The sequence below is a fragment of the Actinoplanes sandaracinus genome (assembly GCF_030009775.1).
Classification (GTDB): Bacteria; Actinomycetota; Actinomycetes; order Mycobacteriales; family Micromonosporaceae; genus Actinoplanes; species Actinoplanes sandaracinus.
In genome coordinates this window covers 18672-35304 of record NZ_JASCTH010000041.1, presented here as the reverse complement: position 1 = coordinate 35304, position 16633 = coordinate 18672, and the positions used below count along the sequence as shown (strand labels likewise).

The following is a 16633-nucleotide window of genomic DNA, read 5'->3' as shown; positions in this document are numbered from 1 at the left end:
AGCCGGCCCTTCGTTCAGGGGCCGGCTGGCGTTCTCATGCGGTCATTTGCCGGGGCGCCTCGTCCGTTTCGAGTATGGTCGCCGCGGCGTGATCAAGGATAGACCTGATCCAGTCGAGAAGGTCCTTGTCGACATGCTTGGCAGCCTCCTGCCAACGATCCTTCTGGCTTGGGACGAGGTCCATCTGCAAGTGGATGACCTCGGCTGAGACGTTCACTCCGCGTCGACGCTGCTGAATCCGGCGCCGGAGCTCGTTCCTCGACCAGTTGTGCAGGTCAGCCTGCGTCAGCAATGCGTCCTGCTCATCCTCCGGCAGGCTCGCGACCTCCGCGTGGTGTTGGAAGCTCAACTTCTCGCGGCGCCGGTGGGCGGCGAAGCGCCGTGCTATCCAGGCGTAGTTGCGCAGCGTCTGATAGTCCAGCGCCGTCTCGGCGATCGCGTGCTTGTACCGGTTCGGGTAAGCCGCTTGCCCGTAGATCAGCCAGTCACCGAGCCACCATGCCGAGGCGTCGGAGATGACGAAGATCTGACGTCCCAGATTCCGCCATGCTCCGATCGGCATTCCTTGTGGAATGCTGAGAGCGGTTCGTTTGGTTACCGCGCGGTTATCAATTCCTAGCCGGTTGACGGCTGCGGGCCCGGCCGAAGTTCTGGTGGCCGATGTCGTGAGGGCCGTTCCGGGCTGGAGTGGGCCGTGCCTGCCCGGTGATTTTAGTAAGTCATTGCTGGTCAACGCCAAAGTCCTTCCCCCGAAGTGCGCTTGCCGAGACAGATGATGCCAGCTCTGCAGTGGATCGTCGCTACACATCGCCTAGATGCCCGCTATCAGATGGTTTGAAAGGCCCGGAGGTTCGGGTATTGACCGCCGCCTTGTTTCGAGTTTACTCAGGGGTCATTGTTTGTCGGATATCTGCTGGTTACGGCGGTGATCAGGTCGGCGGTCGGCGGTCGGCGCGACGGAGGGCGCGGGCGATGTTGGTGGCGCCGATCGTGGCGTTACGCAGAGTCCCGATAACGGCGGGACCGGTGCCCGCAGGGAGGGATCGTTCAATAAATAAGTTGACGCCCGTTGACTTCACGGTAAGTGATTCCGGTGGGCGGCTGCGGCCGGCGCCGGGTGTCCTGATTGGGCGCGGCGGCCTGGATCCGATAGATCTTCTTTGTGTGAAAGTTGATCGAGGACTGGCCGTAGGCGTTGCCGCTGCCGGTCGCGGTGGCGGCGGTGTTGTTCAGGCGACCGGCTTGAACGGGCCGGCTGCGACGGTGTGCTGGTTGACGGGTCCCCGACGTGTTACGCACCGTCACCGGTAAGAACCTTGTTCTATCCGCTGGTCGGGCCGGCCCGGTCCGCGCACTGCCGCAGCAGGACCGCACCGGCATAGCCGGCCAGCCCTTTCCCGCCCGAGGCGATGACCAGCCGCTACTCGTACTCCACCAGAAAGGCGCACCTGATCCTACTGTGGATACGACCCGGACACTCACATCATTGCGGGTCAGGCGCGTCTTTCATCTATCGTCCTCGATCAGCTGTTTCCCTCTGAATAGGGGACGCCGGCGGGGCAACCTCGAGTCGAGGCGGTTTCGATCGGCGTTCGACCGACGACACGCCGAAGCGGCATGGGATCAACTCGACCGTTCAACCTCTGTAGCTGCCGGGCGTAGGCGAAAATCAGCTTGTCCATCTGGAACCTGTTCTGACCGAGTTCCCGTACCAGGCTCGCGTTTACCAGCGCGGACAGCAGCTTCCGAGCGTGGCAGTTGGAGTACCCGCTCGATGCCGCCGCATCGGCCAGGGTGAAGATGCTGTTGTCGAGCAGGGCGAGGGACCGGAACATCTGCGCGCCATCGTTGTCCAGGGCGCGGTAGGACCACTCGAACACCGAACTGAGCGATGCCTCCGTGTCGCCTGCGACATGCAGGCTGTCCAGCAGGTCATTTTCGGTGAATTGGGTGATCACATCTGTTGCCGATGGTGCCTCGGTGATCAGCGCTGCCGCGATCCGCAGCGCCAGCGGTAGGCCACCGCACGCGTCCATCAGCTGCCACACGGCCGGCTGCGTCCACGGTCCCACCGATTGCCCCACCGCGCGGGTGAACAAGCGCTTCGCGTCGTGGTAGGGCAGCGGTTCCACCGCGATGCGTCTGACGCCGTCCCGCGCGGTAAGCCCGGCCAGCCGGTTGCGACTCGTCACGATCACCAGGCAGGACGAGTCGCCGGGCAGTAGCGGGCGGACCTGTTGCGCCGACACAGCGTTGTCCAACAGGATCAGCATCCGCCGGCCGGCGATCAGGCTGCGGTATACGGCGCTCTGGCGTTCGACATCCCGCGTCGACGTGCTCGGCCCGCCGAGCGCCGCGACGAGATGTTCGAGTGCCTCGGCCGTTGACATCGGATCGGTCGCGGCGAATCCGCGCAGGTCCAGCTGTAGCTGGCCGTCCGGGTATCGGTCGGCGATGGCGTGGGCGAACCGGACGGCAAGTGCCGTCTTGCCGCCGCCAGGGGGTCCGGTAAGCATGACCGCTGCCGACTCGCCGGCCGTCTCGGCATCTCTGACCTGCGCGTGCAGGTCGTGCAGCTCGCCAATGCGCCCGGTGAAGCCGGGGACCTCGCGGGCAAGTTGGGCCAGAGGTACGGGCTGCGCGCGGTCCGTGCCGCCGGCCCGGTCGTCCCGGCCCCGCGCAGGGATGCCGCGCAGGATCTCCCCATAGAGGCGTTGCAGCCGTTCGCTGGGATCGACGCCGAGTTCATCGGCGAGCAACCGGCGCAGCTCGTTGTACTCCTTGACCGCCTCGGCGTGCCGGCCCAGCTGAACATGACAACGCATTAGGAGGTACCACAGCCGCTCGCGGAGCGGATGCCGGCGGACCAGGCCGACCAGGTCGCCCGACACCATGTCCGGGTGGTCCAATTCGAGCAGCAGCTCGGCGCGGTCCTCCAGGGCGACCAGCCGGAGCTCGGCGAGCCGGGTTCGCTCCGCCTCGGCGAACGGGCCGACCGCCCCGCCGTACGCGGTACCACGCCAGAGCGCGAGGCCACGGTCGAGTTTGGCCACTGCGGCCTCTAGCTCGGCGCCGCGCTGCAGCGTCCGAGCGTCGGCGAGATGTTCAACGAACAGATGACTGTCAATCTGTTTGGCTGGGATCTGCAGCATGTAGCCCGAGCCGTCGGAAGCCAGTAGCTCGGATGGGGCCCGGTGCGACCGGAGCGGTTCCAGTCGATTCCGCAACCGTGCGACGTACGTGTAGATGCTGTTCATCACCGTGGTGGGTGCGTCGTTGCCCCACACTGCGTTGACCAGCTGTTCGCGGTCGACGACCTGGGCGGGATGGGCCGCGAGAGTGGCGAAGACGGCCAGCTGTCGAGGGGCGCCCAGATCAATCTGTTCGTCGTCGATGAAGGCTGTGACCGGCCCGAGAAGTCGTGCCTGCGCGCCAGCCACCAGTGCGCCCTCCCTCTGCTCTGCTCTGCGCCAAGCCTGGCCGAGCCTAGCAACACTTTGCTCAGCGAGGGGGGCTTCAGGAGGGTGCCTGATTCATGTATTTCAGGCTTTGCATGCTATTTGGCTGTGTTGTGAGGCTTGAGAGCGACCCGCCGGTGCTCCTGGACGGCCGAGGCCGCGGCGGGGTGCTCCCGCCGCGGCCTCGGTGCGGATCTCAAGCCTGCCGGATGGACTCCAAGATATTCATCCGGGTCGCTCGCCAGGCCGGCCAAATCGCCGCGACAACCCCGATCGCAACCGCGCTGAGCAGGTAAATCCCGAGCCGGTCCAGCGGGATGTCGAGCACTTCGATGCCGTTCTCCGACATCGCCCGTTGCAGCGCGGCGCCGATGCCGACGCCGAGGCCCAGCCCCAGCGTCGCGCCGAACAGCGCGATGCACACAGCCTCGAAACGGATCATCGAGCGGACCTGGCCGCGGCCCATCCCGACCGCCCGGAGCAGGCCGATCTCACGCGTCCGTTCGAGCACGGACAGGCCGAGCGTATTCACGATCCCCATCGCGGCGATGACAATGGACAGCGCGAGGAGGGCCATGATGATGTTCAACACTCGGTCGACGTCCTCGCGGGCGTCCTTCTTGGCATCCTGCCGATCCTTGAGTTGGACGCTCGGGAACCCGGCGAGTGCGGACTTCACCGCGGCGGTCGCCGTTGTCAGGTTCTCGTCCTCCAGGTCGATGAACGCCCGCTGGATCAGATTGCCCGAGGCATGTGCGCGGTAGCTTGCCGGGCTCATGATGTACGACTGGGTGACGACAGCGTTGTCCTTGAAGATGCCGACCACCTTCACCGTGGCGTCCTTACCGTCGGGGTACTGCACAGCGACAGTGCTACCCAGCTGCCAACCCCGCTCGGTGGCTCGCGTACGTCCGACGAGCAGTTCGTCGGTACCCAGCGTCGCGTTGCCCTCCTCCAGCTTCAGCCGGGCCGGTACAGCCAGCCCGGCCGGATCGGCGACCACGACGGGTTCCTCCTTGCCGGTGATCCGGATCGTGCCCACCTGCACCGGTGTCACGCTGCGCACTCCCGACACGGCTTCGACCTTGGCGACGGCGTCCGTGCTGAAGCCGGCCAGCGAGCGCGGCTCCATTGAGAACTCCGCGCCGAACTCCCGGTCGAGCCGCCGGTCCGCTGATGCGTTCATCGAGCTCGCCACGACCGTTGCCATCGAAACCAGCGACAGGCCGATCATCAAGGCGGACGCCGTCGCCGCAGTCCGGCGGGGGTCGCGCCGCGCGTTCTCCTGGCTCAACCGGCCGGTTATCCCGGTGATCCAAGTGATCGGTGCGCCGAGTACCCGGATGACCGGCCGGCTCAGCGCAGGACTGAGCATGAAGGCCGTGATGAACGCCAGCACACCGCCGACCGCGACGAGCGCGCCGGCCTCCTCGCCTTCCGCGGACAGGCTGCCGGCCAGTGCCAAGCCGGTACCGGCCGCCATGACGAGGCCGATGATCAGCCGAACCCGTAGCGACTTGCGCGGCAGCGACACGTCGTCGCGCAGCGCCGCCACCGGCGGGATCTTGGTGGCCCGGCGGGCCGGGAAGTATGCCGCGAGAACGGTGACGACGATGCCGACCGCGTATGCGGTGATGATCGTCCGGGGGCTGATCACCGGCGCGCTCGCCGGCAGCTGGGCGCCGAAGCGGGCGACAAGGGCGCGCAGCCCGTACGACACCCCGATGCCACCGAGTAGGCCCAGGGTCGAACCCAGGACGCCGATCGCGGCGGCCTCGCCCAGCACCACCCGAGTCAGCTGGCCGCGACTCGCGCCGACCGCCCGGAGCAGCGCCAGCTCGCGAGTTCGCTGTGCGAGCAGCATGGTGAAGGTGTTGAAGATGATGAACGTGCCGACCAGGATCGAGATCACGGCGAAGACGAGCAGGATTCGGTTGAGCAGGTCAAACAGCTCGTCGATCTCCTTCTTGGTCTCTGCGGCCAGATCGTCGCCGGCCTTGACGTCGTACTCGGGCGGCAGTACTGCCCGCACCTGGGCGGCGAGCTGCGCCTGAGTCACCTCGGGCTTGGACCGGACGTAGATCGCCGAGTATTCCTTGGGCCCGCCCGGGTCGGTGCCGGTCAGCAGCTTCTGCGCGACGTCGGGGGCGAACGCGACAAACGTGAAGACCCCGCTGAAGCCCTTCTGCTCAAGGTCGAACAGGCCGCTGACCTTCATCTTCCGGGTCTCAAAGAGAGTCTGAACCTCGACCGTGTCGCCGACCGACAGTGCACCGTCAGCGGCCGTCCGGCCCTCGACGGCGACCTCCTCCGGGCCGGTCGGGGCCTTTCCGGTGGTGATCTTCAGCTGCGAACCAGGCCGCTCGGCGAACGTGATGCCCACGTGTCCTGTCGATTCGCCGCCCACTACCTGGCCGGATGACGTGAGAACCGCCGCGTACCCGTCCACCGCCCCGCGGATGCCCGAGGCGTCCGGCACCTTCTGCTGCAGATCGGTGAGCACCGCGTGGGGGATCAGCCGCGGCGGGGCGTTCTCCGTGGTGAATTGCCGTTTCGGCTCGACCGTTACGTCAGCCAGGCTAGTCATCTGCTTGAGCAGTGTGTCGAAACCTTGGGTCGCCGTGGCTCTGAAGATCATCGTGCCGGCCACGAACGCCACCCCGAGGGTCACGGCCATGGCCGTGAACACCAGGCGAAGCTTGTGCGCCGCGAGACTTCGCAGCGCGAGCTTGGTCATCATCGGCCCGCCCCCTGCTGTGGGGTGCCGGCCTGCGCGGCGGGGGCCGGCGGCTCGAAGTTCTTCATCCGCTCCAGCACCTTCGCCGGAGTCGGGTCCTTCATCCTGTCGACAAGCTGGCCGTCGGTCAGGAAGATCACGTTGTCGGTGTACCCGGCAGCGGTGGGGTCGTGCGTCACCATGACGATGGTCTGGCCGGTGATGCGCACGGACTCCTTCAGGAAGCTGAGCACCTCGGTACCCGAGCTTGAGTCCAGGTTGCCGGTCGGCTCGTCAGCGAAGATCACATCCGGCCTGCTGGCCAGGGCGCGGGCGCAAGCCACCCGTTGCTGCTGGCCGCCTGAGAGCTCGCTCGGGCGGTGGTGCAGCCGGTCCCGCAGCCGGACGGTGTCGATGACGGTGTCGAGCCATTCCTTGTCGGGTTTGCGGCCGGCGATGTCCATCGGCAGCGTGATGTTCTCGAGCGCGGTCAGCGTCGGAATCAGGTTGAACGACTGGAAGATGAAGCCGATCCGGTCACGGCGAAGCCGGGTGAGATCCTTCTCGCGCAGGCCGGTCAACTCGACGTCGCCGACGTATATCTTGCCCTGGTCCACCTGATCCAGTCCGGCGAGACAGTGCATCAACGTCGACTTTCCCGAACCGGACGGGCCCATGATGCCGGTGAACCCGCCGCGCGGGATGCTGAGGGTGACGTTGTCGAGGGCCTTCACCATGCCGCCGCCGGTGCCATAAATCTTGGAGACGCCCTCCGCACGGGCGGCGGCGTCCCCGGGGATGCCGTCCTCGACGTCGTCGACCAGCCCTAGGGCTCTGCTCATAGCTGACTCCTTGGCGTTACGTGGTGGTCGGGAGGCGCTGTTCCCCGCTGCGCTCGGATGCGCCCGTCCCCGCGCAATGGGAATGGGCTAAAGGGACTTGAGCTTGTTGTGGGTGGACCGCGTGCACGTCCACAGAGTGTCTACCAACGGAACTGAGCTAGCGAGCGCGAATGGGCCGGTGAGGCGATTCTTAGACCAAGGTTCGAGTGCTTCTAGCCGAAGGTCGACGAACCCGGAACCCGAAACCGCGTACCGTCGACTTTGGGTCGTCCGCTCTTCTACTACAGCGGCTTCTCGGTGCGTCACACGACGTCTATCCTCGGTACTCGATGCGGCCAAGCGGCAGCCCTTGACGCAACCGGAGTGAAGTGCTGGTGAGCGAAGAACCGGTAGAGACTCACGGCAGCAGGCCGACCGTTGTCGGGCTCCCCGTGCTCGACCGGCTGATCCTTGCCCTCGTGACGCTCCCCAGCGTCCTCCTTTTCGGTTGCCTGATTCCGTCGCTGGCCCGGTGGGCGGTGGCGCGCTCCGGCCCACTGCCGATGCGGCCGATCTTCATCACCGTCGCCGCCGTGGACCAGCCATGGGAAGTCGCCGTCAACCTGATCCTCTGGCTCGGGTTGGGGCTGGCCGTCGTTTTCTGGGTGCTCCGCGAGTCGACGAAGGTGACCATCACCGACGCCGGTGTGCGGGTTCAGCAGGGGGACTGGCACCAGGACGTCGCGCGCGCCGACGTGCACGCCGCCTTCGTCGACGGCCGCAACATCGTCCTACTGGACCGGGACTCACGGCAGCTGATCTGTGAACGGCACCGGACGTCCGGTGCGACCCTGGCCCTGGCGTTCCAGGCGCACGGGTACCCCTGGCACGACGGCGACCCGTACGCGGAGTTGTACCGCCGCTGGTCTGGAGCCGCCAACCTGCCACCGGCGCTCAACGCCGTGCTGCAGGCCCGGGAGGCGGCATTGCGCCGGAAGGCCACCAAGGAGATCCGGGAGCTGCGGACGGCGGCGCAGAACCTGGGCTTCAGTGTCCGTGACGCGGGTGCCCGCCAGTACTGGCGCCCGCTCGTCCGCTCATGACAAGGACGGTACGACTCGACGCGGTCCGTGCCCGCGTCCTGGACCTCTGCTGGGTCCTTGTCTCGGCCACGGTTGCCGTCTCGGCAGCTGACGAGGCGGAAAGCCGCGGCGTAATCACCGGGCGGCTGCTCTTCTGGGTGCTGACGCTGACCGGGGTTGGCTGCATCGCCCTGTGGTGGCGCCGGCGCTATCCCGTACCCATTGCAGTCGGGCTGGCACCGCTGCTGGCGGTGGCGGATTTCGCGGGCGTCGCGGTGTTGGTAGCCGTCTTCACCGTGGCCGTCTACCGGCGTTGGCCGGTGGCGCTCGCGGTAGCCGGCCTGCACGTCGTGGCGTACGTGCCGTACTCGATCACCAAGCGAAGCCCTGACCTGACAGTGGTCGGGGCCAACGCCCTGAACATCGCATTACTGGCGATCATCGTGGCACTCGGGGTGACGGTTCGGTACCGGCGCGGGCGGATCGCGGCATTGCACGATCTAGCGATCTTGGCGGAGACGGAAGCCGAGGCCCAGGCCGAACAACTGCGGGCGCTGGAGCGGGAACGGATCGCCCGTGAGATGCACGATGTCCTTGCCCACCGCATTTCCCTACTCAGCCTCCACGCCGGCGCGTTGGAGATTCGGCCGGACCTGTCCACCGACGTCACCGAGGCGGTCGGCACCATCCGGGCAAGTGCACACCAGGCCCTGGACGATCTTCGGGAGGTCCTCGGTGTCCTGCGCGGTGGTGACTCCGCCGGGCTGCGGCCGCAACCTGGCCTGGGAGACCTAGATGAACTCGTCGCTGAGTCACGCTCCACCGGCACCCCGGTGACGTTCGAGCGGCTGCTGCCTGAGACGGCGGCGCCGGCCTCGGTCGGCCGGACCGCATACCGGATCGTGCAGGAAGGGCTGACGAACGCCCGCAAGCACGCGCCCGGCGCGATGGTCCGGATCCGCGTCGAGCGGACCGACGCCGGCGAGTTGCATGTCTGGGTGTGTAACCGGTTGGTGAGGGGCCCGGGTACGTCGATTCCGGGCAGCCACGCCGGGCTGGTCGGCATCGCGGAACGGGTCAACCTCGCCGGCGGGCACCTTGACCACGGTGCCCGCCGCGGCCCCGGCGGAGAGATCGAATTTCACCTCAACGCCTGGCTGCCCTGGCCGATCTGACCTGGCCCGTTGGGGTGCGTCACCTCGCTGCGGGCCTCAGTCAGCACCCCGTGGGACACCCCTGGTGGCAACCGGGAGCGTTACACCTGTCGTGCCGGGACTCGTCCCGCCGGCGTGACATGCGCGGGTGCGTCAGCGCCCGGCACGCTCGCGCAACGGTTCCCACCAGGTGCGGTTGTCGCGGTACCACTCGATCGTCTGCGCGACGCCGGCATCGAAGCTGATCAGAGGCGCGTAACCGAGCTCCCGGCTGATCTTCGAGTGGTCCAGCGAGTATCGGCGATCGTGGCCCTTGCGATCCTCGACGTACTCGACTCGATCCCAGCCGGCCCCGCAGGCCTCCAGCAACCGCGCCGTCAGCTCCTTGTTGTCCAGTTCCAAGCCGCCGCCGATGTGGTAAACCTCGCCCGCCCGGCCCCCGGCCAGCACCAGCGCGATTCCCCGGCAGTGATCGTCGACGTGCAGCCAGTCCCGGATGTTGCCGCCGTCCCCGTACAGCGGCACCGTGCGGCCGTCGAGCAGGTTCGTCACGAACAGCGGGATCACCTTCTCCGGAAACTGGTACGGCCCATAGTTGTTCGAGCAGCGGGTCACCAGTACCGGCAGGCCATGAGTGCGGTGGTACGCCAGCGCCAGATGATCCGAGCCGGCCTTCGCCGCCGAATACGGCGAACTGGGGTTGAGCGGGAATGACTCATCCCAGGAGCCGACGTCGATGGAGCCGTAAACCTCGTCGGTCGAGACGTGTACGAATCGCTCCACGCCATGCCGGACCGCGGCGTCCAGCAGCACCTGCGTGCCCAGCATGTTCGTCCGGACGAACTCGTCGCCGCCGTGGATCGACCGATCCACGTGGGTCTCCGCGGCGAAGTGCACCACAGCATCGTGTCGCCGGACCAGGTCATCCACCAGAACCGGATCGCAGATGTCGCCGGTCACGAACCGCAACCGGGCGTCGTGCGCGACGGGATCGAGATTGGCTTTGTTGCCGCAGTATGTCAATTTGTCCAGAACAGTGATCTCGATGTCCTGGAGTGCGGCGTAGGAATTGTTGAGTGCTGCGCGAACAAAGTGCGAACCGATGAATCCGGCGCCGCCAGTGACCAAGATTCTCATGGGTTGCGGACTGTAGCAGCATCACCAGCCGCGTGGAGCCCTCCGAATCGGAGTGTGCCGGCGTCTGGAAGTCTGGACGCATGGCTGACATCATTCGTGTCCTGCTCGTCGATGATGATCCCTTGGTTCGAGTCGGACTGTCGTTGCTCCTCAGCGTCGCCGACGACGTCGAGGTCGTAAGCGAGGCGTCCGACGGCGCGCAAGCCGTCGACATCGTGCAGCGGTTGCGGCCCGATGTCGTCCTGATGGACATCCGAATGCCCGGCATGGACGGGCTCACCGCCACCGAGGCGCTCCGGGCCCGTGGCGACGACTGCGCCATTATCGTACTGACGACCTTCGATACGGACGAGTACGTATTGCGTGCGCTTCGTTTGGGCGCCAACGGCTTTCTGCTCAAGGACACCCCGCCCCGGCAGATCCTGGACTCTGTCCGCCGCGTCGCGGCCGGCGAGTCGATGCTCTCCGCCAGCGTCATCAACCGCCTCATCGAGCACGTCGTGCGCACCGGGGGCCAGGATGAGAAGGCCAAGCGCTCAGACCGGTCCCGGGCCGCCCTCGACGCCCTCAACGACCGGGAACGCGAGGTCGCCATCGCTATCAGCAAGGGCCGTTCCAATGCGGAGATCGGCAGCGAGCTGCACATGAGCTTGGCCACGGTCAAGGCATGCGTGTCTCAACTGTTGACCAAGCTGGACTGCGTCAACCGCGTCCAGATCGCCATCCTGGTCCACGAGGCGAGGAACTGACCGCTGCCCGGTGTGAGTGTTACCGGCGGCGATGTTCGCGGCGAGGACCCAAACCTTGGTTGACGGTCCAGGATCTGCTGGGCTCTTCACCAAGGATCCCCAGGTCAAAGGCTTCAGTCTGCCACCGTGGTGTGCGAACGACGCGGCGGGTCCATCCATGTGGATGTCACGAGCCCGCAACGCCCCAGGTCCGGCTGATATGCCGCGCGGGTGTCGAGTCAGGTCACTCCGGCGACTCCCGCGGTGCTGCTGCTGTCGTTGCCGGCGATGAATACCCTCCCGCCAGTGGGATGAGGGCGATTTGGTCACCGAACTGCAGCCAATCCGTGCCCGTCGCACGGGCTGGAAGCCCTTCCTCTATCACCTCGACGGCGGTCAACCCGAGCGCCGCCGGACGATCAAGCTGAAGGCGCCCCGCACTCACCCGACGATCCTGACCGCCGTCCAGGTCCAGGCGATCCTGGACGCATGTACCCGGCTGCGCGACCGATTCCTGTTCGCGGTGTTGTGGGATACCGGGATCCGGATCGGTGAAGCACTCGGACTGCGTCACGAGGACCTGGCGGCAGTGAAAGGCGAGCTGGCGGTCATACCCCGCGTCAACGACAACCGGGCCCGGGCCAAGTCCGCCTCGCCCCGCGCGGTCCCGGTCGGCCCCGAGATCGTCCGGCTCTACGCGGACTACCTGCACGCCGAGTACGGGGACCTGGACAGCGACTACATGTTCGTCAACCTGTGGGGCGGTTCCTACGGGCGCCCGCTGACCTACGCGGCCCGGACATCGAGGCGTTCATCGCCGATCCAGGCCCCGGCCCGGTCGGGCGGACCGAACTGACGGCCTGTGGTATCCCGGGCTGCCGCTACGGTGCTGCCCGCCAAGGGCTGTGCGCGAGCCATCACGGCTTCTGGGAACGAGCGGGCGAGCCCGAGAAGAAGAACTGGATCACCGGTCTTCCGGCCGTTGCCGACAGCGGCTGCCGAACTTGCCGCCTGTCGTTCTGCACCTTGTGGGCGCAGGGGAAATCGCCGTTCTGCCACAACCACAAGTCCCGCTGGTATGCCGTCGGCAGCCCCGACATCGAGGAGTTCGCACGGCGCCGCGAGGCCGCCGGCGACGACCGCTTCGACTTCCGTCCGCTGCAGGCCAAACGGCAGCTGAAGCTTGAGCCGCAGTACGCGCTGCAGTGCCGCCACGACGAGCGGCAGGTCAATACCCACAGCTCAGCCGTCTCGCCGGTGATCCGTCTCGCCGCCTCCGGGCCGGTCGGCTCCTTAGAAGCCTGCCAGGACGTGCTCATGCAGGTGGCGCGGAACATCGCTGGCTTTCAGGGGCGGTCCAGGTTCAGCACCTGGTTGCACGTGGTCATCGCCAACGGGGCGCGGCAGACCTACCGGGGCCTCAAGCGGCGGGCCGCTGAACAGGGTTACGCCGACATGCCGGTGGACACGCCGGACGCCCGCACCACCAGCGTGATCGCCGGATCACGGCTGGACCTGCTGGACGCCCTAAAACGGCTGGAAGCCAGCCGGCCCGAGCTGGTGGCGCCGATGGTGCTGCGAGACATCTGCCAGCTCGACTACAAGGAGATCGCCAGGCACCTGGCGATTCCGGAAGGCACCGTGAAGTCGCGGATCCATCAGGCTCGGGGGCAGGTTCGGGCGTACCTTCTCGCCGGCTCCTGACCTCGAATCCGACCGGGGAGACAGTGCGGCCGCGGAGCCCTCGAAAGGACTCCGCGGCCGTCAGTGGCGGTCAGTGGCGGTCGCTGGTCAGCGGACCACCTTGACCTTGATCACTGAGCTGGTCGATCCGGTCACGGTGCTCGAACCGCGGTACTGCGCCGTGATCTTGTAGGTGCCGGTCCGGCCGAGGGAGCGCAGATCGACGACGGCGGTGCCGTTGGCGGTCAGGCGCACCGTACGCACGATCTTGGTGTTACCGCGGGCCACGACGATCTGCACCGTGCCGGACGGCTTGACACCGGAGGCGGCGGCGACCTTCACGGTGAGGCGCACCGTCTTGCCGGCCCGGACCGTGCTCGGCTTCGCCGTCACCGTGGTCTTCGACGAGGCGGTGACCACCTTCAGCGTCAGATCCGCCGCGGAGCCGGTGTACCGGTCGTCGCCGGCGTAGACGACCCGCAGCTTCCTGGTCCCGACACCGATGTTCTTGGCCAGCTTGATGGTGGCCTTGCCGCCGGAGAGGACGCCGGAGCCGACGGCGGTGGAACCGAGCAGCACCCGCACGGTGCCGGACGGCTTCGCCTGGAGGCCACCGCTGACCGTCACCCGCACCGCCGCAGCCGTGCCGTACGACACCTTCGCCGAGACCAGTGACGCCTTGGTCGAGCTCGGAGCGAGCACCACACCGACCGCCGGCAGGACCGCCCGGTTGGCCGTCTCGACGTTTCCGGCGACGTCGACCGCTCGGTAGAGCACCGTCGTCTCCGCCTGGCCGGCGGTCAGCGGCACGGTGTACGTCTGCCAGGTCGCACCGCCGTCCCGCGAGTACTGGACCAGGTTGACGCCCGAGTCGTTGTCGGCCGACCGCAGGACCACGGTGCGGCCCTTGGCGTCCACCGTCGCCTGCGACACCGGAGCCGTGCCGTCGACCCGGACCGTCAGCGAGCCGATGCCGGAACTGTTGCCCGCGGCGTCGGTGGCGACGTACTCGATCAGGTGGATGCCGTCCCGGTCGATCGTGAGCGGCTGGGGCTGGTCGGTCCACGCGCCGGCCGGCTCGCCGGAGCGGGTGACCCGGACCTGGGGGACCAGCGGACCATCCACCGCGTCGCCGGCGGTCACCGTGACCGTCGCCGGGCCCGTGAACCATCCGCTGGCCGGCTCGGCGGGCGTGACGGTGGCGCTCACCGTCGGCGCGCCCGCGTCGGGGACGGTCACCACCGCGGTGGCCTTGACGTTCTGGCTCTCGGTGATGACACCGGAGACCGTGAACCTTCCGGGCTTGGCGTACGCGGACGCCGGAACGGCGTCCCACTTCACCGCGACACTCGACGACGAGCCGTCCGCGTACTTGGCGGTGGCCTGTCCGGGGAGGGTCGGCGCGGTGCCCACCGGGGTGGTCAGCGAGAGCTGGTCCACGCCGGTGACCAGCAGGTTCGGCTGGTAGGTGGTGAGCAGGCGGTCGTACTCCTCCTGGGTCACCGGCAGGACGGTGCCGTGCCGGGGCCGCTTCGGCAGCGAGTACGAGGGGGCCTTGGTCCACTGGCCGGCTTCCAGGTCGGTCGAGGTGAACGGCACGTAGCCCTGGCCGCCGTACTCGTCGACGAACAGGTACCAGCGGTCCTCGGTGTTCGACTTGAACACCAGCGGTCCCTCGCCGGCGCTGACGCCGCCGGCGCCGATGCAGTCCTTGACGAAGCTGTAGTCGGTGCTGAGGATCGAGGTCGACTTCTCCTCGATGATGAACTTGCTGCACGGGGAGGTCGAGGAGTTGTTCCGCTCGTCCTTGGTGAACCGGTAGTAGGTCCCGTTGTGGTCGATCATCGTGGAGTCGATCACCGAGTACCCGGGGTCCACCCAGACCTTCGCCTCGCTGAAGGTGTGGAAGTCGCGGGTGGTGGCGTACATCATCTTGTTGTAGGTGCCGCCGGTGTGGCCGGTGTCCGCCGCGTCGTAGAGCTTCGAGGCCCAGAAGACCACGTAGGCACCGAGGGTGGGGTCGTAGTACGCCTCGGGCGCCCAGGTGTTGCCGGCGGTGTCCGGGGAGACCTTGACCAGACGCTGGTCGGTCCAGTTGACCAGGTCGGTCGACTCCCACACCATGATCGACTTGCTGCCGGTGCGCTGCGAGGCGTCCCAGTTGCCGTTGCCGTGGATCTTCAGGTCGGTGGCGATCTGATAGAACTTGTCGCCCTCCGGCGAGCGGATGATGAACGGGTCGCGCAGGCCCTTCGTGCCCAGCGTCGAGGTCAGCACCGGCTTGGCGTTGTTGACCTCGCGGTAGGACAGCGGGTCGTTCGCCTTGCTCACCCCGAAGTAGAGCTGCTCGCCGTCCGCGGTCCCCTCGCCGGTGAAGTAGCTGAACAGGTAACCGGTCTTGGCCCGCGCCGGGGGAAGCTCGGGCACCGTGGCCGTCAACGTCCGGGTGGCCGAGGCCTGGCCCACCTTCACCGTCGCGGTCAGCGCGACGGACGCGGCGCCCTTGCCCGCGGCGGGGCGGTGCACGACACCGGTGCCGTCGATGATCTCCGGCCGGTCCGAGGACCAGGTGACGGTCGTGTTGTGGGCGCCGCTCGACGGCAGTGTCAGGTTGCCCCGGACGTCGTCGATGTTGTGCACGGAGAGCCCGGCGGCCGCCACCTTCACCGCGTCCTCGGCGCCGAGCTGGGGCCGCACGGTGACGGTGAAGGACTTCGTGGCGCTCAGCGAGCCCCGGGTGAGAGTGGCGGTGAGCGTCGCGGTGGCGTCCGGCTTGCCGGACTCCGGGCGGGTCACCACGCCGGCCGTGGTGATCACGGACGCGTCGCTGGTCGCCCAGGTGAGCTTGGATCCGAACGGGGCGGTGGCCGGCAGGTTCAGATCGGCGGCCAGGGCGGAGGTGTCACCCAGGCTCAGCGCGGCGCGGTCGGCGGCGAGTTCGGCGGATACGACCGGGTCGGCCAGGGTCCGCAGCTCGGTCCCGTCGAGTGCCCGGTCGTACACCCGGAAGTCTTTGATCTTGCCCTTGAGGAGCCGGTCGCCGTTGTAGTTGGACTTGCCGATGTAGTTCGCCGTCGTCGTCCCGGCGCCGATGGCACCCGGCTTGATGGTGACCGAGGCGTTCGTGGCGATCGGTGTGCCGTCCTCGTACAACGTCCCGGTGGTGCCGGTCTGGGTGTACGCGATGTGCTTCCACGAGCCGCGATCGAGGACCTTCGCCGCGGTGGGGCCGGTGGTCTGCTCGGTGGACCAGTTCCCGGTGGCGATCGCGGTACGGAAGCTGTTCCCCGTGGTGAACAGGTATCCGTCGCCGTAGCCGGTGGAGCCGCTCGTGTTGCCGAATCCATACAGGAAGTACGGCGTCGGCTGGTCCGGGTCGACGAACACGTCGAACGACACCGAGATGGAGTCCAGCCCGGACATGATGTTGTTCGGGACCTTGACGTACGTGCTGGACCCGTCGAAGGCCAGGCCCTCCCCGCCGGTCCAGGTCGCGGTGCCGGCCACCGTTCCGTTGCGGTCGTGGCCGGAGGAGTCGACGGCCGTCGCGCCGGACTTCTCGTCCAGCTTGTACCGCAGCACCAGGCCATCGGTGATCTCCGCGGCGTTCTTGGCGTTCGCGGCATTCTCCGCCAGAGCGGGCGAGGGAACTGTTAAGGAGAACAACAGAAACGCGGTGGTGCTCGGCACGAACCAGCTAGCCAGGCGCCTAGGCGCGGAATTCCGGACAGGTATTCGCATAACTGATTCCTTCGAGCGGCCAGAAGGGGAGGGGAACGGCGGACACGAGGGACGAACCCGTGCGCCACCGGGATGAAAGTGGTGGTCAGAGTGCATCTAGCGAGACCGGACCG

The 16633-nt window shown here is 67.3% G+C and carries 12 protein-coding genes; 5 read left to right on the top strand and 7 right to left on the bottom strand.

Translation table 11 applies throughout. From position 1 onward, the window contains the following. Positions 1-34 precede the first annotated feature (34 nt). The 5 genes from QLQ12_RS41875 to QLQ12_RS41855 form a co-directional block, all read right to left on the bottom strand. Entirely contained in the window at positions 35-613 is a 579-nt protein-coding gene (locus QLQ12_RS41875) for an LmbU family transcriptional regulator (protein WP_282766662.1), read from the bottom strand. Between the two features lie 434 nt (positions 614-1047). Then, a complete protein-coding gene (locus QLQ12_RS41870; protein WP_282766622.1) occupies positions 1048-1305 on the bottom strand; it encodes a hypothetical protein in 258 nt (85 codons plus the stop codon). Between the two features lie 218 nt (positions 1306-1523). Next, the gene (locus QLQ12_RS41865) at positions 1524-3440 is read right to left on the bottom strand and encodes an AfsR/SARP family transcriptional regulator (protein WP_282766621.1); all 1917 of its coding nucleotides are present in this window, start codon (positions 3438-3440) and stop codon (positions 1524-1526) included. A gap of 214 nt (positions 3441-3654) precedes the next feature. Beyond that, on the bottom strand, positions 3655-6195 hold the full coding sequence (locus QLQ12_RS41860) for an ABC transporter permease (protein ID WP_282766620.1): 2541 nt from the start codon (positions 6193-6195) through the stop codon (positions 3655-3657). Beyond that, positions 6195-7016 carry an ABC transporter ATP-binding protein gene (locus tag QLQ12_RS41855; protein ID WP_282766619.1) on the bottom strand — a complete coding sequence of 274 codons (822 nt, stop codon included), beginning with the start codon at positions 7014-7016 and terminating at the stop codon, positions 6195-6197. The genes QLQ12_RS41860 and QLQ12_RS41855 overlap by 1 nt, the downstream gene beginning before the upstream one ends. A 368-nt stretch (positions 7017-7384) precedes the next feature. On the opposite strand from QLQ12_RS41855, the gene QLQ12_RS41850 reads away from it, so the two are divergent. Next, positions 7385-8098 carry a YqeB family protein gene (locus tag QLQ12_RS41850; RefSeq protein WP_456049095.1) on the top strand — a complete coding sequence of 238 codons (714 nt, stop codon included), beginning with the start codon at positions 7385-7387 and terminating at the stop codon, positions 8096-8098. Then, a complete protein-coding gene (locus QLQ12_RS41845) occupies positions 8095-9252 on the top strand; it encodes a histidine kinase (RefSeq protein WP_282766617.1) in 1158 nt (385 codons plus the stop codon). The genes QLQ12_RS41850 and QLQ12_RS41845 overlap by 4 nt, the downstream gene beginning before the upstream one ends. Positions 9253-9384: 132 nt before the next feature. Here the strand turns inward: QLQ12_RS41845 and rfbB are convergent, their stop codons facing one another. Beyond that, positions 9385-10368 (bottom strand): dTDP-glucose 4,6-dehydratase, encoded by a 984-nt coding sequence (gene rfbB / locus QLQ12_RS41840; protein ID WP_282766616.1) that lies wholly within the window; start codon positions 10366-10368, stop codon positions 9385-9387. 80 nt (positions 10369-10448) lie between these two features. Here rfbB and QLQ12_RS41835 point away from each other — a divergent pair, with 80 nt between their 5' ends. The 3 genes from QLQ12_RS41835 (at position 10449) to QLQ12_RS41825 (ending at position 12800) form a co-directional block, all read left to right on the top strand. After that, the gene (locus QLQ12_RS41835) at positions 10449-11117 is read left to right on the top strand and encodes a response regulator transcription factor (protein WP_282766615.1); all 669 of its coding nucleotides are present in this window, start codon (positions 10449-10451) and stop codon (positions 11115-11117) included. 301 nt (positions 11118-11418) lie between these two features. Further along, positions 11419-11952, top strand: coding sequence for a tyrosine-type recombinase/integrase (locus tag QLQ12_RS41830; RefSeq protein ID WP_282766614.1), 534 nt, complete (start codon positions 11419-11421; stop codon positions 11950-11952). A gap of 170 nt (positions 11953-12122) precedes the next feature. Continuing rightward, complete coding sequence (locus QLQ12_RS41825; RefSeq protein WP_282766613.1) at positions 12123-12800, top strand: RNA polymerase sigma factor; 678 nt, start codon at positions 12123-12125, stop codon at positions 12798-12800. Between the two features lie 87 nt (positions 12801-12887). On the opposite strand, the gene QLQ12_RS41820 is transcribed toward QLQ12_RS41825, so the two are convergent. Then, positions 12888-16469 (bottom strand): immunoglobulin-like domain-containing protein, encoded by a 3582-nt coding sequence (locus tag QLQ12_RS41820; RefSeq protein ID WP_282766612.1) that lies wholly within the window; start codon positions 16467-16469, stop codon positions 12888-12890. Between the last annotated feature and the right edge of the window lie 164 nt (positions 16470-16633).